This window comes from Flagellimonas sp. 2504JD4-2 (assembly GCF_053642935.1).
The window spans coordinates 85,634-106,321 of the sequence record NZ_JBSIOV010000001.1 but is presented as its reverse complement, the minus strand read 5'-3'; the positions used below and the strand labels follow the sequence as shown (position 1 = coordinate 106,321).

Sequence of the window (20,688 nt, the reverse complement as noted above, 5' to 3'; positions counted from 1 at the left end):
AAATGGCACAAGATTTAAAAGTAAGATATTCAGATAAAGACCTAGAGGAATTCAGAACGCTTATTGAAGAAAAAATAGAAAAGGCCAAAAGTCATTTAGAACTTTTAAAAAGTTCTTATATGAATGATGGGAACAATGGAACGGATGACACTTCTCCAACGTTCAAGGCTTTTGAAGAGGGTTCTGAGACCATGAGCAAGGAGGCAAACACCCAGTTGGCCATTCGTCAAGAAAAGTTCATTAGGGATTTAAAGAATGCCCTTCTTCGTATAGAAAACAAAACCTATGGTATTTGCCGAGTGACTGGAAAGCTCATCAACAAAGAGCGCTTAAAACTGGTTCCCCATGCAACCTTGAGCATAGAGGCAAAGAACATGCAGAAATAAATGAAACGCCTTAGGGCGTTTTTTTGTTCATGAAAGCCCTGTGGTTTTTTCTGGGATTCTTTGTCTTTGCACACATGCAAGGCCAAAAGCTGGTAAAAAAAGCTATTACCAACACAACCGAGTATATTCAGATAGACTCCGAGTTTTGCTATCAGGTGAACCTTCTTACCTCCAAAACAGAGGAAGTTGTTGTTGCAGCGAGCATAGAAGGAGAATATGCCAAGGATTTGATCATTACCATAGAAGAGGAAGGAGCTACGATGTTGATCAGTGCCAGATTTCAACCCAATTTTATCAACCCCAACGACAAGTTAAGCGCCCATAAAGTTATTTCCATTGCTTTGGATATAGAACTTCCTGAGTATAAAGATGTATTTGTATACGGAACCAACAGCAATGTTAATATTGTTGGAAAATACAAAGAGCTGAATGTGAAGCTTTCCGATGGGAGGTGCAATCTTAACAATGTGGTGGAAACAGTAGAGGTGACCACTCAAAAAGGGGATATTATTTTAACAACACCTTCGGGAAATATAATGGCAAAAAGCATGTATGGGGAAGTATTCAGTGAGGACATTCCCTTTGGGGATAATCAATTTACATTGAATACGATAGAAGGGAAAATCCATCTGAAGAAAACAAAATAATATCCATATTTTTGCCGAACCTTTTTAAAAGCATGAAACTACAGAAATCGCTATTGATCATTGTATTGGTCCTGTTGATCGACCAAATCAGCAAAATATATGTAAAGACCCATTTTTTTCTTGGAGAATCGTATGACGTATTTGATTGGTTCAAAATTCTTTTCATTGAAAATGAAGGGGCAGCATGGGGAACAAAGCTTAGCGATTTGCTTCCAGTATCAGAATCAGCAGGAAAGTTGATATTGACCATTTTTAGACTTTTCGCTATAATAGGAATTGGATATTGGCTTTGGGACATCATTAAAAAGCAGTCCCCCAGAACGCTAATTTTAGCCGTCTCGCTCATTTTTGCTGGAGCTTTGGGAAATATCATCGATTCTGTTTTCTACGGATTGATATTTGACCACAGCAATGGTCAAGTAGCGACACTTTTTACTGAAGAACCTTATGAAAGTTTATTTTATGGTAGGGTGGTCGATATGCTTTACTTTCCATTGATCAATACCTCTTGGCCCGATTGGGTACCCTTTGTTGGAGGAAATCAATTTCGTTTTTTTGAACCTGTCTTTAATATAGCTGATACGGCGATCAGCACCGGAGTAGGTATTTTGATCGTATTCAATAAAAAGGCCTTTCCCAAACCTGAGAAGGAAGAAACTGCAAGTTAAAACCTATAAATTTTGTTTGGGGTAACGCAGTAATCCAGTGTTGCGTCCTTGGCATGTGTATCGGTGATTGCATCCTCAACCTCAAATAGGGACAATCCTATTTTTACAGTCTCATTTTTACACTTGGACAAAAAAGTGTCATAGTATCCCTTGCCATAGCCCACACGGTTGCCCTGCTTATCAAAAGCAAGTAGCGGTAAGAACACCACATCGATTTTTTCTTCAGGGATTTGGATGCCATCTACGGGTTCCGGGATATGCCATTTGTTTTTTTTGAGCACGGTGCTATCCGTAAGCAAAAAGTTCTCCATGGAGTTTTCACCAGCAACTTTGGGAACGACCACATTTTTGTCCTTCCCTTGCAATAGTGTAATCAACGGTAGCGTGTCTATTTCTTTGTTTTCTTCAATGCTCAGGAAAATATGGAAATAAAAAAAATCCCAAATTGGGATTTGAAGTACATGATTCGCTAAATCAATACTCAAATCTGAAATGTGGGAACTTTCGAGCTCCGCTCTCAGATTTTTGTATTTTTTTCTTAGTTCATGTTTCAACATTTAAATGTTGAAATTTTTTGGGGTTGTTTTGGGAAACTACTTACTCTCTTGTCGAAACCGTGAAAAAAATCTTGAAGAAAAGCATCAAGATCAAATACATTCCCAAAACGATAATATAGTTCTCCATAGAATTGTATTTATACGGTTAAAAATAAGTAAAAGAATTGGAAATTTTACTATGAAATGCATTATTAATCGATGAAACGCACTTTTTTTAGCACTGGTTTAACAAAAAAACCTATTTTTTAAACAAATTTTTAAGCAATAGTGATAGCATCAACTCGAAATCAACCCCAATCAAAACACTAACTTCCCCATCAATTTTAACAAAAAAACACTATTATTAAGGTATACCTTTGTAAAAGCTTCAATTTTTGGAAATTATATGCCCAAACTTCCTTCCATTAGCGTTCAAATAAGCGCCCTGCCCAATAACCCTGGGGTGTATCAATTTTATGACGCTGAAGGAAAAATTCTTTATGTAGGAAAGGCCAAGAACCTGAAAAAACGGGTTTCCTCCTATTTCAATAAAAAACAGGAATACGGAAAGACAAGGGTCTTGGTCAAAAAAATTGATAGCATCAAACATATAGTGGTGCCCACAGAATCAGATGCTCTTCTTTTGGAGAACAACCTGATCAAAAAATTGATGCCCCGCTATAATGTTCTGCTCAAGGATGATAAATCCTATCCTTGGATTTGCGTCAAGAAAGAACGTTTCCCCAGAGTTTTTTCAACCCGAAAACTCATAAAGGACGGCTCTGAGTATTATGGTCCATATACCAGTATGAAAACCGTACGCACACTGTTGGACCTTGTAAGAAGTTTGTATCCCTTACGGACATGCAACTACGACTTATCAAAGGAAAAAATCAATGCAGGCAAGTACAAAGTGTGTTTGGAATACCACTTGGGAAATTGCCTCGGTCCATGCGAAGGATTTCAGAGCGAAGACGATTATAAAAGGCAGATAGAGGTTATCAGACAAATCATAAAAGGGAACTTTAAAAGTTCGCTGCAATCCTTCAGATTGCAAATGAAAGATTTGGCAGGTCAAATGGAATTTGAGAAGGCACAGCGTATAAAGGACAAGATTGAAATTCTGGAAAACTACCAGGCCAAATCCACAGTGGTCAATCCTAAGATCAACAATGTTGATGTTTTTACGATTATTTCCGATGAGACCCATGCCTATGTAAATTTCTTGCAACTTTCGCACGGTTCCATTATCAGGTCGCATACCATGGAAATCAAAAAGAAACTTGAAGAGACCGATGAGGAATTGTTACAACTGGCGATTACCGAGATTCGACAGCGGTTTAAATCCCTATCCAAAGAGATTTATCTTCAGTTTCCGGTACTCGTTGAGGAAGATGTCAAGATTACCCTGCCTAAATTAGGGGATAAAAGAAGGATTTTAGAACTATCCGAACGAAATGCCCGATTCTTTAGGCAAGATAGGTTCAAACAGATAAAGATTACCGATCCGGACCGGCACACAAAACGTATTATGGCTCAGATGAAAGCTGACCTTAGGCTTTCGGAGGAACCAACACATATTGAATGTTTCGATAACTCCAATATACAAGGAAGCAATCCGGTGGCGGCCTGTGTGGTTTTTAAAAATGGAAAGCCTTCAAAAAAGGAGTATCGTCATTTCAATATTAAAACCGTTGACGGTCCTGATGATTTTGCAAGTATGGAGGAAGTGGTTTTTAGAAGGTACAAACGGTTAGTGACCGAAGATGAACCATTGCCCCAGCTCATTGTCATTGATGGAGGTAAAGGGCAGCTTTCAAGTGCCTTAAAAAGCTTGGACATTTTAGGGCTTCGAGGGAAAATTGCCATTATAGGTATTGCCAAACGACTCGAGGAAATCTATTTTCCAGAGGATCCGATTCCGCTATACTTGGACAAAAAATCGGAAAGCTTGAAGATTATCCAGCAGTTAAGAAATGAAGCACACCGATTTGGGATAACCCACCATCGTAACAAACGAAGTAAGGCTGCGATCGATTCTGAATTGGAAAATATTGAAGGAATCGGTAAAAAGACCGCAGAACAACTGTTGCAGCAATTTAAATCGGTAAAAAGAATAAAAGAAGCAACCATTGAGAACCTTGCGGAATCTATAGGTATGGCAAAGGCGAAAAAAATCTATAAATCGTTCCACTGAGCATGAGCATCAAAAACATCATAATAGGAACATTCATACTGTTTGGGTTCGTGGGTTGGTCCCAGACATCAGCTCATGGGGATGACCTAAAAGTGGGATTGGTATTAAGTGGGGGCGGTGCCAAGGGAATGGCACATATTGGAGCACTTAAGATTATTGATGAAGCGGGAATAAAAGTTGACTACATTGGCGGGACCAGCATGGGCGCAATTGTAGGCGCATTATATGCTTCCGGATATTCCGCAAACGAGCTGGATTCGATTTTTAGGGTAACCGATTTTTCCCAGCTCATCCAGGATAATGTTCCCCGGGGAGCCAAAACCTTTTATGAAAAGGAAGATTCCGAACGCTATGCGTTAAGTCTTCCCTTTACCAATTTCAATGTATCCTTCCCCCAAGCCATTTCTGGTGGACAGAACATCTATAATGAGTTGGTTCGACTTCTTTTTCATGTAAAAGATGTACAGGATTTTAATAGACTGCCCATACCATTTTTATGTATCGCGACCAATGTTGAGACGGGTGAAGAGGTTTTGTTGGATTCAGGATATTTACCGGAAGCCATTATGGCCAGTGGGACTTTCCCTTCGCTTTTTGAACCTGCTGAAATAGAAGGTGAAATTTTGATAGATGGAGGAGTGGTCAATAATTATCCCATTGATGAAATCAAAGCTTTGGGTGCCGATTTAATTATCGGGGTAGATGTACAACATGGATTATCCACACGCGAATCATTGTCCTCGGCAACCGAAATTTTGCTGCAGATCAACAATTATCGAACCGTAAACGATATGAAGGTCAAGGCAGAACAAACGGACATCTATATCCGACCAAATATTGATGATTTTTCGGTAATCGACTTTGACCGAAGCAACGAGATTATGGATAGCGGTGAGGAGGCTGCAGCACTTATAATTTCAAGATTGGAAGAAGTGGCCCAAGAGCAGAAAGGTGGTACTGTGGTGCGAAAGAGAATTGAACCTATGGATAGTTTGACCATCAACCGATTGATCATAAAAGGAAACGACCAATATACTCGCGGATACATTAAGGGAAAGCTGAGGTTTAACCTTGCGGAGAAAATCCCATTTGAAAAATTAAAACAGGGAATCAACAATCTTTCGGCCACCGGAAACTTTAAGGCTATTCGATATGAACTGGTATCCAATGGCCTGGGAACGGACCTTATTTTGAAGCTAAAGGAAAATCCCACCAAAATGTTCATCAAAATGGCGGCCCATTATGATGATCTTTACAAGAGTTCTGCATTGATCAATCTTACCAAAAAGAATTTTTTGTTGAAAGATGATGTGGCCTCCTTCGATTTTATCCTCGGGGACCATATTCGGTATAATATGCAATATTACCTGGACAAAGGTTTTTACTGGAGTTTCGGAATCAATTCAAGATTTACCGATTTTGATGAAGAAATCGATTTTGGTCTTATCCGGTCAAATTTTGATGCCCCAAATGATCCAAACATCCGGGAGATCAATTTGGATGTAACCGATTGGACCAATCAGATATATCTACAAACCGTCTTGCGGGAAGAATTTGCCTTTACCCTTGGGGCGGAACACAAATTATTGCGTTACAGCACCCGGACACTCAATCAGTTTGAAGAAGAAAATGAGGCTGCGCTTCAAATATCATCCTCCAACCGCACTTTTTTTGACGACTCGAATTACTTCAGCGCGTATGGAAAAATTACGTTGGACACTTATGACGATAAATATTTCCCTACCAAAGGGGTGTTTTTTGACAGTGATTTCCATTTATATCTCTTTTCATCCGATTTCAATGATAACTTCAAGGAATTTTCCATTGGAAAAGCAAAACTTGGTGGAGCGTTTACCTTACTGGATAAGTTAACCTTGAATTTGGAGACAGAAGGAGGGTTTAAATTGGGTACTTCCGGTGTAACCTCGTTTGATTTTGTTTTGGGAGGTTTTGGAAACGATTTTGTGAACAACTTCACGCCCTTTATGGGATACGATTTTCTGAGCTTGCCCGGCAACAGCTATGTAAAGGCATATGGAAGACTGGATTTCGAATTTGCCACTAAGAACCATTTTATGTTTACCGCTAATTTTGCCAACGTCGATGACGACCTGTTCAGGACAGGGGATTGGTTTACGGAACCCACTTTTTCAGGATATGGAATTGGTTACGGATTGGAATCGTTTTTGGGGCCGATCCAAATTTATTATTCATGGTCTCCGGAAACTGACAACAGCAATGTTTTCTTCAGCGTGGGATACTGGTTTTGAGGTCAGTAAGAATTAATCAAAAACCTTAATTTTTGTAGGGGAAATATGGAACGATATGCGCACAAAACCCCTAATTTTTCTTAATTAATTGCCAAATGTTCACTATTTGGTAAAAAGATAGTTAAAGTACGTTAAAACTTACATTTTTACTGGGGTGTTAATATATCTTTGTAACACATAAGGGGTGGTTCCCTTATAACTTTAAGTATTGGTTTTTCATAATTTAAAGTTTGGTTGGTTATTTAGGAAAAGCCCAGTTCTGAAACTGGGCTTTTTTTTATACATAATATTTTGGAACAAGATTTGTTTAAGTATATGTAAAATACTGAACGCGAGATGTGATTTTAGTAATTTTATACCGACATAAAGATTATGAAAAAGATTGTTACCATATTCGCCGTCCTGCTTATGATGCCGCTAATGGCACAGAACACCCGTCCTGCCTTTAAGGCAGGGGAATGGCTAAAATTCCGCATACACTACGGGTTTTTAAATGCTAGCTACGCTACACTTCAACTTAAGAACGATACTATCGACAGTGTTCCTGTTTACCATGTGGTGGGAAGAGGAAAGACAACGGGGTTCGCCAGTATATTTTTTAAGGTCGATGACACCTACGAAAGTTATTTTAGTAAGCAAGATGGTAGACCGCACCGCTTTATCAGAAAAATTTATGAAGGTGGATATACCAAGGATATTGAGATAGATTTCTATTATGACGAGGACAAAGCAATCTTAAAGGACAATAAAAATGGGAAACAAATGGATATTCCCGTGCATGATGGAATTCAAGATTTGTTGTCGGCCTCTTACTATATGAGGGATAAATATGCACTTGATGACTTTGAAATTGGCGAATCCATAAATATGGACATGCTGTACGATGATGATGGCGTTTTTAAGTTTAAACTGAAGTATTTGGGAAAAGAAATCATTCGAACGAAGTTCGGCAAAGTAGAATGTCTTAAATTTAGGCCTTTGGTTCAGTCGGGTCGTGTTTTTAAAGAACAGGAGAGTCTTACCCTATGGGTTTCCAACGATTTGAACAAAATTCCGATTCGAATTAAGGCAGATTTGGCCGTAGGATCGTTAAAAGCAGATTTAGATGCCTATAATGGGCTAAGAAACCAGTTTAAAATAATAATGAAATAGCTTGAATGAAGAATGATGAGCGAATTGAGTCCCAAATCAATAAGCTTGAAGAAAAGTACAAAAACTCTGGACAAGATTTAAGTTCTTACCTTGACGGACTCCTTTATCAACGATACCTTACCTACTGGGATTACATCCATTTAGATACCCTATTGAGCATACAGGTGCCTCGCACCCATTTCCCGGATGAAGAGATCTTCATCATGTATCATCAGATTACCGAATTGTATTTTAAGCTGATTCTACATGAACAAAAACAAATAGTCGAAGATAAATCCCAAGACCTTTCTTTTTTCAAAGAGAAGGTAAATCGGATGAACAACTATTTCAAGGCACTTATATCATCCTTCAGTATAATGATCAAAGGGATGGAAAGAGAGCAGTTTTTACGATATAGAATGGCATTGCTTCCAGCAAGTGGATTTCAGTCGGCGCAATATCGAATGATAGAGATTTATGCCACTCCCTTGGAAAATCTTGTCCACTTTTCGGAGCGGGACAACTATACAGAAAAGGATAGTATAGAAGAGCTTTTCGAACATATTTATTGGAAAAAGGGAGCCACTGATCTCTCTAGCGGAGAAAAGACATTGACCCTTAAACAATTTGAGTTTCGGTATACGCCTAGATTGCTAAGAATATCCAATCAAGTAAAGAACAGCACCATTTATCATAAGTACCTTCAACTTCCCGAAACCTCTAGAAATGATGAGACTTTGATCAAGTCCCTAAAGGATTTGGATCTGAACGCAAATGTCAATTGGCCTTTGATGCATATGGGCTCAGCATATAGATATTTGGCCAAGGAAAACAGGGAAGTAGATGCCACTGGAGGCACTAATTGGAAAGACTTTTTGCCTCCAAGTTTTCAGAAAATAATATTTTTCCCAACTTTGTACTCTGAAGAAGAGCTGGATACATGGGGAAAACAATGGGTTGACCATATTTTTAATCCTGCTAACAAGTAAATAAAATGCAAAGATTTATTGGGGCAATCTTGGCACTGTTGGTATTGGTGTCTTGCAAAGAGAAGAAAGAATTGGTACAGCAACTGGAGCCGAAGGACCCAGTTCAAAAGCCTATCGTAAAACGATTCGGGTTCAATCTGGATGACTTCAATGTTGTTTACGATACCATTCAAAAAGGACAGACCTTCGGAGAGCTCATGCTTAGAAACAAAGTGGATTATCCTAAGATTATCCACATAGCAGAGGAGTACAAGGATACTTTCGATATTAGGAAGATAGACAGAAAACCTTATGTGCTCCTAAAATCCAAAGATACTTCCGAAACCGCCCAGGTTTTTATTTATCAAAACGATAAGATCAATTATACGGTTTTTGATTTTAGAGACAGTTTGGCCAATGCCTACAAAGGAAGGAGAAAGGTTAAATCTGTTGAACGCGAGGTAGCAGGAATTATCGAAAACAATCTTTCCGAAACATTGGACAACCTTGGAGTGGATTACAATGTGACCATTGACCTTTCCGAAATCTATGCCTGGACCATCGATTTCTTCAGATTGGAAAAGGGAGACAAGTTTAAGGTCATTTATGATGAACATTTTATCAATGATACCGTTTATGCAGGGAGAGGAGCTATTAAAGCTGCACTTTTTGAACATAAGGGTACACCGATTTATGCCTTTCCTTATGTAACTGACTCCCTTAAAAACATCTTGGACTATTATGACCAAGATGCCAATAACTTGCGTAGCACTTTTTTAAGAGCACCAATAAAATTTGGCTATCGACTTTCTTCTAGATATAATTTGCGTAGAAGAATAGCCTATTACGGCTACAAAGTAAGGCCCCATAAAGGAACAGATTATGCAGCGCCCGTTGGAACCCCAATAATTGCAACTGCAGATGGAACCGTAACTGAATCTACTCGAAGAGGTGGAAATGGCCGGTATGTTAAGATTAGGCATAACGGAACTTACAGCACCCAATACCTGCATATGAGAAAGCAAAAGGTTAAGCGCGGTGAGTTTGTTAGACAAGGAGATGTTATTGGTTGGGTAGGAATGACAGGGAACACGGGTGGACCCCATGTATGCTACCGTTTCTGGAAAAATGGAAGACAAGTGGATCCCTTGCGGGAAAAACTTCCAGCTGCCGAACCTATTGTAGACTCTTTAAGAACGGGATACTTGACCCATATCGACCCCTTAAAAACACAATTGGATTGCATAGAGTTCTTGGAATTGGCTCCCGTTCCAATTCGACAAGAAGATCAAATAACACTGAACCCATAAAATGACATTGCCCAAGACCAACCCTACGACTGCAGAAAGCTGGAAAAAACTTTTAGAACACCATAAACAAACAAAGGATAAACATTTAAGGGAATTATTTGCTCAGGATAAAGATCGAGGGCAAAGGTTCTCATTGCTTTGGAATGATTTCTTTGTGGACTACTCCAAAAACAGGATAACAGAAGAAACCCTTTCACTCCTGCTGAACCTTGCCGATGAAATCGGATTAAAAGCATCCATTTCAAGTTATTTTGGCGGACAGGCTATCAACCAGACCGAAGGCAGGGCGGTACTTCATACGGCGCTCAGGGCAAAAAAGGAAGATGAGATTTTTGTTGATGGGACTAACATTGTACCTGAAGTCTATCAGGTGCGCGAGCAGATAAAATCGTTTTCGGAAACCATAATTTCTGGCGATAAAAAAGGTTTCACCAACAAGGCTTTCACCGATGTTGTAAATATCGGGATTGGGGGATCCGACTTGGGTCCCGTTATGGTGACCGAAGCACTTAAATTTTACAAGAATCATTTAAAAATGCATTTTGTGAGCAATGTCGATGGAGACCATGTTCATGAGGTGCTAAAAGAACTTGACCCAGAAACCACTTTGTTTGTTGTTGTATCCAAAACCTTTACAACACAGGAGACTTTAAGTAATGCATTGACCATTAAAAAATGGTTTTTGAAACATGCTTCAGAATCGGATATTGCGAAACACTTTGTCGCGGTTTCCACAAACACCCAAAAGATCAAAGAATTTGGAATAGCGGACGAAAACGTATTTCCCATGTGGGATTGGGTTGGGGGGCGTTTCTCTCTCTGGAGTGCGGTAGGACTTTCTATAGCCCTTTCGGTAGGTTATGAAAACTTTGAAGCATTGTTGGACGGCGCTAATGAAATGGACACCCATTTTAAAGAAACTCCTTTTGCGGTAAACATTCCGGTAGTGCTGGCGCTGTTAAGCGTTTGGTACAATAACTTCTTTGGTGCCGAAACAGAAGCGATTATTCCTTATACCCAATATTTACATCGATTCTCTGCCTATTTGCAGCAAGGAATTATGGAGAGTAACGGAAAAAGCGTTGATAGAGCTGGAAATAGGGCCAACTACGAAACCGGAACTATTATTTGGGGGGAGCCTGGAACAAATTCCCAACATGCATTCTTTCAATTGATCCACCAGGGAACAAAACTTATCCCAACCGATTTTATCGGGTACAAAGAATCACTTCATGGAGATAAGGACCACCATAATAAGCTTATGGCAAATTTCTTTGCACAAACCGAAGCTTTGATGAATGGAAAAACCCCGGATGAGGTAAAATCCGAATTGAAAGCTCAAGGGTTATCCAAAGATGAGGTTTCAACCCTATTGCCATTTAAAGTATTTGAAGGTAACAAGCCCACAAATACAATTTTAATTGAAAAACTGAGCCCGAAAAGCTTGGGGTCCTTAATTGCACTTTATGAACATAAAATCTTCGTCCAAGGGATTATTTGGAACATTTTCAGCTACGATCAATGGGGTGTAGAATTGGGGAAGCAACTTGCCAAAAATATACTTCACGACATTGAAAGTTCAGAAATCGGCAAACATGATAGTTCTACGCTGAATCTTTTGCAGTTTTTTAAGAAATGATTTAAGGTTTAGAAAAACCCCGTTCACACCTAAACATCTGTTTTTCAGCATTTTAAATAGTGTCCAATAATTATTATATTTGAATTTGTTAACGTTCGTTTAACATTTTTGACGTCAAAAAACGTCACTTTTGCATTGCTATTCAAATAACTTAAACACTACTGAAATGAAAAAACTGTATGTATTGATTGTGGTGCTGTTCAGCACCATGATTATGTTTTCGCAAGGAACGGTTACAGGTACCGTAATGGATGGTGATCTTGGAAGCCCACTTCCAGGCGCCAGTGTTGTGCTTCAAGGAACAGATATCGGAGCATCAACTGATTTTGACGGGAAATTTTCGCTTGAGGTTTCTGACAGTTCAGGAACTCTTGTCGTTTCCTACATCGGATTTGTGACCAAAAGGATTTCTTTCAGTTCTTATGGAGATTTGGGTTCGATTACATTGAACCCTGATGCCGAGGAATTGGAAGGTGTTGTTGTAACTGGAATCTTGGATATTGCCAAGGACAGGGAAACACCAGTTGCCGTGTCAACAATCACGGCCACAGAAATTCAGGAAAAAATTGGTTCTCAAGAATTACCTGAAGTTCTTAAATCTACGCCTTCAATCTACGCTACCAAAACAGGTGGTGGTTTTGGAGATGGTAGAATCAACGTTAGAGGATTCGATTCTCAGAACACCGCGATCATGATCAACGGAATTCCAGTGAACGACATGGAAAATGGTCGAGTTTTCTGGAGTAACTGGGCAGGACTTAGTGATGTAACCACTGCTATGCAGGTTCAAAGAGGTCTTGGATCCTCCAAATTGGCTATTAGCTCTGTTGGTGGAACCATTAACATCCTAACTAAATCAACCGATAAAGAAGAAGGTGGTTCTGTTCGTTTTGGAGGGGGTAACGATGGTTATCTAAAAACTACTGCTTCTTATAACACTGGAAAATCTGAAAACGGTTTTGCTGCGTCTATCTTGTTGGGAAGGACATCTGGAGATGGATATGTGCAAGGAACCAAATTTGAGGGGTACAACTATTTTATTGGATTGGGATATGAGCCCAATGATAGAAATAGTTTCCAATTTATTTTAACAGGTGCGCCCCAGGTTCACAACCAGAGAACATCGAGTTTCTTTAACGTGGCCACCCTTGAGGATCATCTTGAATACGGCGCATTGTACAACTTTAACCATGGTTTCTTGAATGGGGAAGAGTTTGGTTGGAGAAGAAACTTCTACCACAAACCTATTGCTTCCATAAACTGGGACCATAAATTCAATGATAAAACCACACTATCTACTTCACTTTACGCGTCCGTAGGTAGAGGTGGAGGAACTGGAGACATAGGTGTTGGACCTGGCTTTGGTTTCGCAAGCTCAAGCAGATATCGTATTCCTGAAACAGGACTTGTGGATTATGATTTGATTTCAAGATTCAATAGTGGAGAAGCGGTTACTTTCTACAACGGTGATAACGGAGGAAATCCAAGACAATTGACACCTGATGCCAACGGAGATTACATTATCACCAGCTTTGGGGATGGACTCATCAGAAGAGCTTCTATGAACTCTCATAACTGGTTTGGCCTTATCGCTAATTTGCACACAGAAATCAACGATCAGTGGAGCTGGGATGTAGGTATTGATGCAAGATCATACAAAGGAATCCACTATAGAAGGGTAGACAACTTGTTGGGTGCTGATGGTTATTTTGATGATGACGATATCAACAACCCTAACCACACTGTACGTCAAGATGGTGCAATAGATTCTGACTTTGGTTCAATCGTCAATATCTTCAAAAACATTGATGATGAGGAAAAAATTGATTACTACAACGACGGTATTGTAAGATGGCTAGGAGCTTTTGGGCAAATCGAATATTCTGATGGTACAATTTCAACTTTCCTTCAAGGAGGTGTTTCCCAACAAGGATTTAAACGAATTGATTACTTCAACTACTTGGATTCTGATCCAGAGCAGGAAACTGACTTTGAAAACAGATTGGGTGGAAACATCAAAGGGGGTATCAACTATAACATCAATGAAGCGCACAACGTTTTCGTAAATGCCGGATACTACTCTAAGCAACCTTTATTCGATGCTGTTTTCTTGAACTTTAGAAACGACCTTAACCCAGATTTGACCAACGAGAAAATCTTAGGTCTAGAGGCTGGATATGGAATCAATCTAGGCGATTTTAGAGCCAAGTTTAATATCTACAGAACTTCTTGGAAAGATAGATTCCAGGATTTGAGCATTGAGACTCCAGCAGGAGATGAAGGTACGGCCAACATCAATGGTGTTGAGCAAATCCATACCGGAGTTGAGATCGAAACTAATTACAGGGCTTCTGATGTGGTTCAGTTTAGAGGAATGCTTTCGCTTGGAAATTGGGAGTATGCAGGTAACCCAACTGGTGCTGCATTGGATGATGACAGAAACGTTATCGATCCAGAAGTTACCTTGTTTTTGGACAATGTAAAAGTTGGTGATGCTGCTCAGTTCACTACCAATTTGGAAATGATTGTACGTCCAATTGAAAACTTGAAATTGAGTGGTAATCTTTACTCTGCGTCAAGATTGTTTGCGCAGATCAACGCAGATGATTTTGCAGATCCTAATCACCAAGGTTCTTTAAGATTGCCAAGCTACAGCTTGTTCGATCTTGGTGCATACTACACCTTTAACATTGGTGGTGGAAACGATGCGATCAGCATCGCTGCCAACGTAAACAATGTTTTTGATACCGAGTACATCGCAGAATCATTGACCAATACTTTCGTCGATGGCAACGCTGCCACCTTTAGAGGATTGAATACGAGTAACAAAGTATTCTTTGGTTTCGGAAGAACTTGGAACGTAAGCATGAGGTACAACTTCTAAGTTGCACCCATATCATATTTTGAAAAGCCCGCCAATTGGCGGGCTTTTTTGTTGAACTTGGTTAGACTTTTTGAATTAGAGCGAAAATTGATGATTTTGTGCTGGTTTGAAGTTTTTTTTGACTTGCCTAGCAGGGCTACGGAAGGAGAAATAGACAAAAAACGAGTGCAAAAGGAAAATTTTTTAGCCTATTGAAAAAGTTTAAATGAGTTCATTGCTAAAATCCTTACTTTTAGAATTCAAATTATACCAATGGAAATTTTACGCACACTACACTCTTACTTCGCATACATTGTACTTCTTCTATTAATTTTTGCCGTTTTCAATGCCTTGATGGGTTGGCTTGGCAAAAAGGAATTTACCATGTACAAGGACTTACGGATAAGTCTTTTTGCCCTGATTCTGTCCCATTTGCAATTGGTGGTCGGACTTATTGTGTTCTTTGTTTCAGCCAATGGCCTTAAGGCCATCCAAACCTTGGGTATGGGTGGATTGAATTCTGCGGCACGACTGTTGGCGGTGGAACACCCCTTTACCAACATCCTGGCCATTGCCTTGATCACAATCGGTTGGTCACGTCACAAGAAAAAGGATGAAAGCAGTGCCAAATTTAAGAGCATTGCCGTTTTTTATGGTCTAGGACTGCTATTGATCCTTAGTCGTATCCCATGGGGGCAGTGGTTTAATTAAAGTTTTTTGGTGTCATTCCCATGAAAATGGGAATCTCATTCCATTTCCTTGATTAAAAAAAAATTGACAGGAAAACGATTGTTATTTATCGCTGTTCAAGGTTTTGGGACAATTGTGAAACCAACTTTCAAGTAATTTTTTGAGGACTTGATATAAGAACTTCCGCAGATGGTATAATTTTCTTATTGTGCCATTGCTCAGCAATTATATTTGAATGATTGTTAGCTAAAGGTATGATTGCAAAAAAACAAATAGCTTCACTTAATGCGGTAAAGTTGTTTTTCTTTGAAAAAAGCAATTTTTATGGTCTTAGGCTATGTTTAATCGTGATTATTGGACTTTTCTCATGCAGAAACAGTGGTGATCGGAAGATAGGAGATGAGAAAGCATCGATTAAGATTGATACAATAGCCGAAAATTTGGTTATCCCTTGGGATATTGGTTTTGCTTCCGATGGACGAGTTTTTATTACGGAACGACCTGGAAGAATACGAGTGATTATTGATGGCGAACTTCGTGAAGAACCTTGGGCCCAACTTCCAGTGGCCAACTGGCAAGCAGCAGGGTTGAGCGGGATGGCCCTATCTCCTGATTTTGAAAATAATGGATTTTTATATGTGCTTGGTACTTTTCGTAAAGGGAGGGATGGGTTTGTCAATAGGGTCTATAGGTTTACGGATGACAAAAACCAAGGTGTCGATTCTACCCTAATTGTGGCCGATTTGCCATCAATTAGCACCCACTCTGGGGGAGCCTTGGATTTTGGGCCGGATGGAAAACTATATGTGGCCATGGGAGACAACGAGAACATTTCTCTTGTCCAAAAATTGGATAACACCACGGGTAAAATACTACGGTATAATCCAGATGGCTCAATTCCAGTAGACAATCCTTTTCCGGGCTCACCGGTTTACGCCTTTGGGTTAAGAAACCCACAAGGTTTTGCTTGGGATGCCAAAAGTAAGGAGATGTATGCTACCGAGCATGGGCCAAGCGGATTTGAATCCGAAAGCTACAGAGAACATCAAGATGAACTTAATATAATAGTAAAAGGAGGCAACTATGGATGGCCCATAGTTTCAGGAATGCATATGGATGAGCGGTTTTATAAACCCTTGGTCGAATGGACACCTGCTATTGCTCCTTCGGGTTTGTGTATAGTCAACAATGAGAACTCTCCATGGTTTGGAGATTTATTGGTAGGAGCTCTTTACGGTCAACACCTTCGCCGGATAAGGTTGCATAGGGATAATGGTACAGTATCCGTGGAGAACGAGGAGAGGTTGTTCGAAAATGAATTGGGAAGAATAAGAATGGTGGAAGAAGGTCCTGATGGAGCAATCTATTTTACCACTAGCAACATTGATACTCCAGGAGAACCTAAACGTCGAATAAGTCAAAAGAACGATGATCGTCTATTTAGGCTGACGGTCCCCAATTGAAATTCGAAACAGACCTATTTGTCCTTTGGAAATAGACTTTAGTCCATCTCCTTGATCAAAAACAAATACACAGGGAAGTGGTCGCTGTATCCACCGGTATACGTGCCGCCAGAATATGTTCTTAAGGGGTATCCCTTGTATTTGCCAGTTTGCACTTTTAAAAAGGATGGGGAGTATACTCCTGATTTCCAATAGTGAAGATTCTTAGTATCCTTTCGTATGAGGTTGGGAGTCATAAAAAATTGGTCAAATAGATTCCACTTGTCCCTATAGGCTAGGGTACCAATCCCTTTTTTGAATAATCTCTCCATTGGGTTAAAAAGTACGGTACTGTCCAATTGGTCCATATTGCCCTTGGTCTTTAAAATCTTTTTGAGGCTGTCATCACGTGGGTCATCGTTCAAATCTCCCATGCTTATGATTTTTGCTTCCGGATTTATACGTTGAACGGAATCGATAATACGTTTGTTGAGCAAAGCGGCCCGTATCCGATTGGGCTGGCTCTTGGTTGCCCCTCCTCGTCTCGAGGGCCAATGGTTAACGATGAAATAAAACATTTCATTCTCCAACATTCCGCCGACAACCAATTGGTCCCTAGTGTAATTTCTTTCGCCCAAATCGTCAAACAAAAGCAACCGATGGCTTTTGAAAGAGGAAGGTAAAAAGACAGATTTTTTAAAAAGCAAGGCTACATCAATGCCGCGTTCATCAGGCGAATCAAAATGTACTATTCCGTAATCTTTGTTTATAAGATGCTGGTGTTGAACCAAATCCTCAAGAACCTCTTTGTTCTCTACCTCACAAAGCCCGATAATGTCGGGAGATGTTTTGGAAACATCTTTACTGATTTTCAGAAGCACTTCGGAAATGCGTTCAATTTTCTTCATGTACCGTTGTTCTGTCCAATTGTAGCGACCTGCAGGGGTGCGCTCATCATCGAATATTAAAGTATCGTTCTTGGTATCGAAAAGGTTTTCCACATTGTAAAAAACAACCGAACGGACCGTATAAGTTTTCTGTGATTGGGCAGAAAGACAGACCGATGTCAGTACAAATAGGTAGGCTAAAAATCTCATTTGGGTTTTGATTATTGCTCGAAAATAAGTAAGATTGTTCACTTTTCTTACAAAGCAAGAAGATAATAGCCCCGATATTTTATTAGTTAACCTACTGTAGCTAGCCTATGAGAACGGCTTTGTTCTTAACGGTGCTTTGTTATGCTGGATTACTATACGGGCAGCAGAGCACGACCATAAGTGGATTTATCAAAGATAAGGTCAACAAAAGACCAATCCACAATGCTGTAATTTTTATTGAAGGGTTTTCCAAGGAGTTTTTGACGGACGTCAACGGTCATTTTGAAATTGAAACCGCCTTGCAGGGAGAGGGGGTTCTCAATATCAAGGTTCCAGATTTTGTGCCTAAACGCATTCCCGTGTTTCTAGACAATAAATCTTTGGATCTGGGGAATATTTTTTTAGAGAAAGACCTCTTAACCGAAAAAGTCGACAATCTGATTACCTTGACGGAGGGAGATTTGTCCAATGACGGAGAAGTTGTAGCTGGGGCTTCAGGTTTGCTCCAATCTACTCGAGATGTTTTTCTGAGTAGGGCGGCTTTCGATTTTGGTCAAGCATTTTTTAGGGTCAGGGGGTATGATTCCCAAAATGGCAAAGTAATGCTCAATGGAATTCCCATGAATAAGTTTTTTGATGGTCGTCCACAGTGGAACAATTGGGGAGGCCTCAATGATGTAACCCGAAATCAAGAGTTCACCAATGCGCTTGCCCTAAACCTGTATACGTTTGGAGGTATACTTGGGAACACCAACATTGACTTAAGGCCATCCACGCAGAGACCTGGGACAAGATTATCGAGCTCAATTTCCAATCGAACATATGCCGGAAGGATTATGGCAACGTATAGCTCTGGATTGAAACAGAACGGAGTTGGATATACGTTTTCGTCATCCAGAAGATGGGCCAACTCAGGATACATAGAAGGAACCTTGTATGATGCCTATTCCTTTTTTGGTGCAGTTGAATATCAAATCAACCCAGAACATAGTATTTCCCTCACCTCAATCTTGGCTCGCAATCGTAGGGGAAGGTCTGCGGCAATTACTGATGAGGTTTATGAGCTTTTGGGAAACAGATACAACCCATATTGGGGAGACCAGAATGGCAAAACCAGGAATTCTCGGGAACGTCAAATTTTTGAACCTCTGTTTTTGTTCAATTATTTTGCGAAATCCAAAAAATGGAACTGGAATTCCGGAATTGCATATCAGTTTGGCTCCAATGCCAGAGGAAGGCTTGGATATTTTAATGCGCCTAGTCCAGACCCTACCTACTACAGATATCTGCCTAGTTTTTATCTGAATAGCTCCCTGGGCGCAGATTTTGTAAATGCTGATTTAGCACGCGAGGGACTTTATGTAAATTCTCAATTGGACTGGGAATCTGTGTACGGGGCCAATGCCAATAATGATGGAAAGGCTGCCTACTTACACTATGATGATATAACACGGGAAAAACAGCTTTCTATCTCCGGCAATTTCAATTACCACATCAATGAGCAAATAAACATTGGGTTTGGCATAAACCATAAAACGGGTAGTTCTGAAAATTATGCTGAAATCCGGGATTTATTGGGAGCAGAATTTCATGAGGACATAGATACTTTCTCCAATACCAGAAACGATGTCAATGGAGATTTTGAAAAAGGTGTAGAGGATAAGTTTAGTTATCACTATAATCTTAATACCTCCGAGACTGAAGGATTTGGACAGATAGAGGTAAATTATGGTAGAATTACAGGCTTTGCTTCGTTAGCGTTCAACAATTTCAGCACACAAAGGGAGGGATTGTTTCAAAATGGGCGTTTTTTGGAAAATTCCTTGGGAACTAGTGAAAAAACTACCTTTTCCAATATGAAACTAAAGGGTGGAACCAGCTTCTTCCTTTCTGGAAGACATTGGCTCACAGCCAACGCTGCTTGGATTGGAAAGCCTCCTAAACTTCAGAATATTTTTATCAATCCTAGGGAGAATAACCAAGTAGTTCCTGAAATTTTAAGTGAGACCATTGGTACTGTTGATTTGACTTACCACGTACGTTTGCCAGATGTAACAGGCAGAATAAGTGCATTTTACACACGATTTCAACATACTACCGACATCAATTTCTTTTATGTAGAATCTGGTCTCGGTGCTGATTTTGTGCAAGAAGTGGTAACTGGTTTGGACAAACTTCATAAAGGAATTGAGTTTGGAGTACAATATGAGATTTCACCTAGTGTGAAACTGTCGGCTGCGGGAAATTTTGGAAGCTATGTGTTTGCCAGCGACCCATCGGTTCACATAAATTTTGATACTTCGGGAGAAGAGGAGGATCTTATCAATCTGGAAGGGAATATAGATTTGGGAATTGCACAGCTCAAGGGCTTGAAACTCGCCCAGGGTCCTCAAACTGCCTTTGCGCTGGGAATAGAGTATCGTAGTCCAAAATATTGGTGGATCGGGGCCACTACAAATTATCTTGATAACAACCATATAGATATTTCTACCATTAGATATACTGATAGTTTCCTTCTCGACCCTGATACTGGTCAACGCTTTGTGAACGCAACCGATGAGAATGTCCAAGCGATTCTCAGGCAACATAAATTGGATGAGTTCTATTTGCTCAATTTAGTTGGAGGGAAATCTTGGCTTATGGGTAAAAAATACATCAGCGCTTTTTTAAGCGTAAACAATTTGTTTGATGAAATTTTTAAAACCGGGGGCTATCACCAAGGGCGCAATGGGAACTATGGTCAAATGTACCAAGACAGTTTGAGTGGAACACCTTCTTTTGGACCAAAGTATTGGTTCGGATTTGGGCGAACCTATTTTCTAAATCTGGCAATAAGCTTTTAAA

General features: G+C 39.9%; 15 protein-coding genes. 13 read left to right on the top strand and 2 right to left on the bottom strand.

The features are described from left to right. The first annotated feature begins 2 nt into the window (after nt 1–2). The 3 genes from ACULLH_RS00525 to ACULLH_RS00515 all read left to right on the top strand — a co-directional run bounded on the left by ACULLH_RS00525 (nt 3) and on the right by ACULLH_RS00515 (nt 1,701). On the top strand, nt 3–386 hold the full coding sequence (locus tag ACULLH_RS00525; protein ID WP_420320682.1) for a TraR/DksA family transcriptional regulator: 384 nt from the start codon (nt 3–5) through the stop codon (nt 384–386). A gap of 74 nt (nt 387–460) precedes the next feature. Then, on the top strand, nt 461–1,033 hold the full coding sequence (locus tag ACULLH_RS00520) for a hypothetical protein (protein WP_454086765.1): 573 nt from the start codon (nt 461–463) through the stop codon (nt 1,031–1,033). Between the two features lie 32 nt (nt 1,034–1,065). Beyond that, nucleotides 1,066–1,701 (top strand): lipoprotein signal peptidase, encoded by a 636-nt coding sequence (locus ACULLH_RS00515; protein WP_454086764.1) that lies wholly within the window; start codon nt 1,066–1,068, stop codon nt 1,699–1,701. On the opposite strand, the gene ACULLH_RS00510 is transcribed toward ACULLH_RS00515, so the two are convergent. Continuing rightward, on the bottom strand, nt 1,698–2,258 hold the full coding sequence (locus ACULLH_RS00510; protein ID WP_454086763.1) for a 5-formyltetrahydrofolate cyclo-ligase: 561 nt from the start codon (nt 2,256–2,258) through the stop codon (nt 1,698–1,700). The two genes, ACULLH_RS00515 and ACULLH_RS00510, sit on opposite strands and share 4 nt — an antisense overlap. A gap of 385 nt (nt 2,259–2,643) precedes the next feature. On the opposite strand from ACULLH_RS00510, the gene uvrC reads away from it, so the two are divergent. The 9 genes from uvrC to ACULLH_RS00465 all read left to right on the top strand — a co-directional run bounded on the left by uvrC (nt 2,644) and on the right by ACULLH_RS00465 (nt 16,768). Next, a complete protein-coding gene (gene uvrC / locus ACULLH_RS00505) occupies nt 2,644–4,434 on the top strand; it encodes an excinuclease ABC subunit UvrC (RefSeq protein ID WP_454086762.1) in 1,791 nt (596 codons plus the stop codon). 2 nt (nt 4,435–4,436) lie between these two features. Beyond that, on the top strand, nt 4,437–6,704 hold the full coding sequence (locus tag ACULLH_RS00500) for a patatin-like phospholipase family protein (RefSeq protein ID WP_454086761.1): 2,268 nt from the start codon (nt 4,437–4,439) through the stop codon (nt 6,702–6,704). Nucleotides 6,705–7,076: 372 nt separating this feature from the next. After that, on the top strand, nt 7,077–7,856 hold the full coding sequence (locus ACULLH_RS00495; protein WP_454086760.1) for a DUF3108 domain-containing protein: 780 nt from the start codon (nt 7,077–7,079) through the stop codon (nt 7,854–7,856). Nucleotides 7,857–7,861: 5 nt separating this feature from the next. Next, nucleotides 7,862–8,824: a tryptophan 2,3-dioxygenase family protein gene (locus tag ACULLH_RS00490; protein ID WP_454086759.1), complete on the top strand. Its 963-nt coding sequence runs from the start codon at nt 7,862–7,864 to the stop codon at nt 8,822–8,824. Nucleotides 8,825–8,829: 5 nt separating this feature from the next. After that, nucleotides 8,830–10,113: a M23 family metallopeptidase gene (locus ACULLH_RS00485; protein ID WP_454086758.1), complete on the top strand. Its 1,284-nt coding sequence runs from the start codon at nt 8,830–8,832 to the stop codon at nt 10,111–10,113. 1 nt (nt 10,114) lies between these two features. Continuing rightward, nucleotides 10,115–11,752, top strand: a complete 1,638-nt coding sequence (gene pgi, locus ACULLH_RS00480) for a glucose-6-phosphate isomerase (RefSeq protein WP_454086757.1) — start codon at nt 10,115–10,117, stop codon at nt 11,750–11,752. A gap of 166 nt (nt 11,753–11,918) precedes the next feature. After that, on the top strand, nt 11,919–14,636 hold the full coding sequence (locus tag ACULLH_RS00475) for a TonB-dependent receptor (protein ID WP_454086756.1): 2,718 nt from the start codon (nt 11,919–11,921) through the stop codon (nt 14,634–14,636). 252 nt (nt 14,637–14,888) lie between these two features. Further along, complete coding sequence (locus ACULLH_RS00470) at nt 14,889–15,326, top strand: hypothetical protein (protein WP_454086755.1); 438 nt, start codon at nt 14,889–14,891, stop codon at nt 15,324–15,326. Between the two features lie 233 nt (nt 15,327–15,559). Further along, nucleotides 15,560–16,768, top strand: coding sequence for a PQQ-dependent sugar dehydrogenase (locus ACULLH_RS00465; protein ID WP_454086754.1), 1,209 nt, complete (start codon nt 15,560–15,562; stop codon nt 16,766–16,768). 38 nt (nt 16,769–16,806) lie between these two features. Here ACULLH_RS00465 and ACULLH_RS00460 read toward each other — a convergent pair whose 3' ends face one another. Continuing rightward, nucleotides 16,807–17,844 carry an endonuclease/exonuclease/phosphatase family protein gene (locus ACULLH_RS00460; RefSeq protein ID WP_454086753.1) on the bottom strand — a complete coding sequence of 346 codons (1,038 nt, stop codon included), beginning with the start codon at nt 17,842–17,844 and terminating at the stop codon, nt 16,807–16,809. A gap of 107 nt (nt 17,845–17,951) precedes the next feature. Here ACULLH_RS00460 and ACULLH_RS00455 point away from each other — a divergent pair, with 107 nt between their 5' ends. Continuing rightward, nucleotides 17,952–20,687 carry a TonB-dependent receptor gene (locus ACULLH_RS00455; protein ID WP_454086752.1) on the top strand — a complete coding sequence of 912 codons (2,736 nt, stop codon included), beginning with the start codon at nt 17,952–17,954 and terminating at the stop codon, nt 20,685–20,687. Nucleotide 20,688 lies beyond the last annotated feature (1 nt).

Excerpts from the sequence above, each read along its gene's own strand:
- ACULLH_RS00525 (WP_420320682.1), top strand. The coding sequence starts at position 3 with ATGGCACAAGATTTAAAAGTAAGATATTCAGATAAAGACCTAGAGGAA.
- ACULLH_RS00520 (WP_454086765.1), top strand. The coding sequence starts at position 461 with ATGCAAGGCCAAAAGCTGGTAAAAAAAGCTATTACCAACACAACCGAG.
- ACULLH_RS00515 (WP_454086764.1), top strand. The coding sequence starts at position 1,066 with ATGAAACTACAGAAATCGCTATTGATCATTGTATTGGTCCTGTTGATC.
- ACULLH_RS00510 (WP_454086763.1), bottom strand. The coding sequence starts at position 2,258 with ATGTTGAAACATGAACTAAGAAAAAAATACAAAAATCTGAGAGCGGAG.
- uvrC (WP_454086762.1), top strand. The coding sequence starts at position 2,644 with ATGCCCAAACTTCCTTCCATTAGCGTTCAAATAAGCGCCCTGCCCAAT.
- ACULLH_RS00500 (WP_454086761.1), top strand. The coding sequence starts at position 4,437 with ATGAGCATCAAAAACATCATAATAGGAACATTCATACTGTTTGGGTTC.
- ACULLH_RS00495 (WP_454086760.1), top strand. The coding sequence starts at position 7,077 with ATGAAAAAGATTGTTACCATATTCGCCGTCCTGCTTATGATGCCGCTA.
- ACULLH_RS00490 (WP_454086759.1), top strand. The coding sequence starts at position 7,862 with ATGAAGAATGATGAGCGAATTGAGTCCCAAATCAATAAGCTTGAAGAA.
- ACULLH_RS00485 (WP_454086758.1), top strand. The coding sequence starts at position 8,830 with ATGCAAAGATTTATTGGGGCAATCTTGGCACTGTTGGTATTGGTGTCT.
- pgi (WP_454086757.1), top strand. The coding sequence starts at position 10,115 with ATGACATTGCCCAAGACCAACCCTACGACTGCAGAAAGCTGGAAAAAA.
- ACULLH_RS00475 (WP_454086756.1), top strand. The coding sequence starts at position 11,919 with ATGAAAAAACTGTATGTATTGATTGTGGTGCTGTTCAGCACCATGATT.
- ACULLH_RS00470 (WP_454086755.1), top strand. The coding sequence starts at position 14,889 with ATGGAAATTTTACGCACACTACACTCTTACTTCGCATACATTGTACTT.
- ACULLH_RS00465 (WP_454086754.1), top strand. The coding sequence starts at position 15,560 with ATGATTGCAAAAAAACAAATAGCTTCACTTAATGCGGTAAAGTTGTTT.
- ACULLH_RS00460 (WP_454086753.1), bottom strand. The coding sequence starts at position 17,844 with ATGAGATTTTTAGCCTACCTATTTGTACTGACATCGGTCTGTCTTTCT.
- ACULLH_RS00455 (WP_454086752.1), top strand. The coding sequence starts at position 17,952 with ATGAGAACGGCTTTGTTCTTAACGGTGCTTTGTTATGCTGGATTACTA.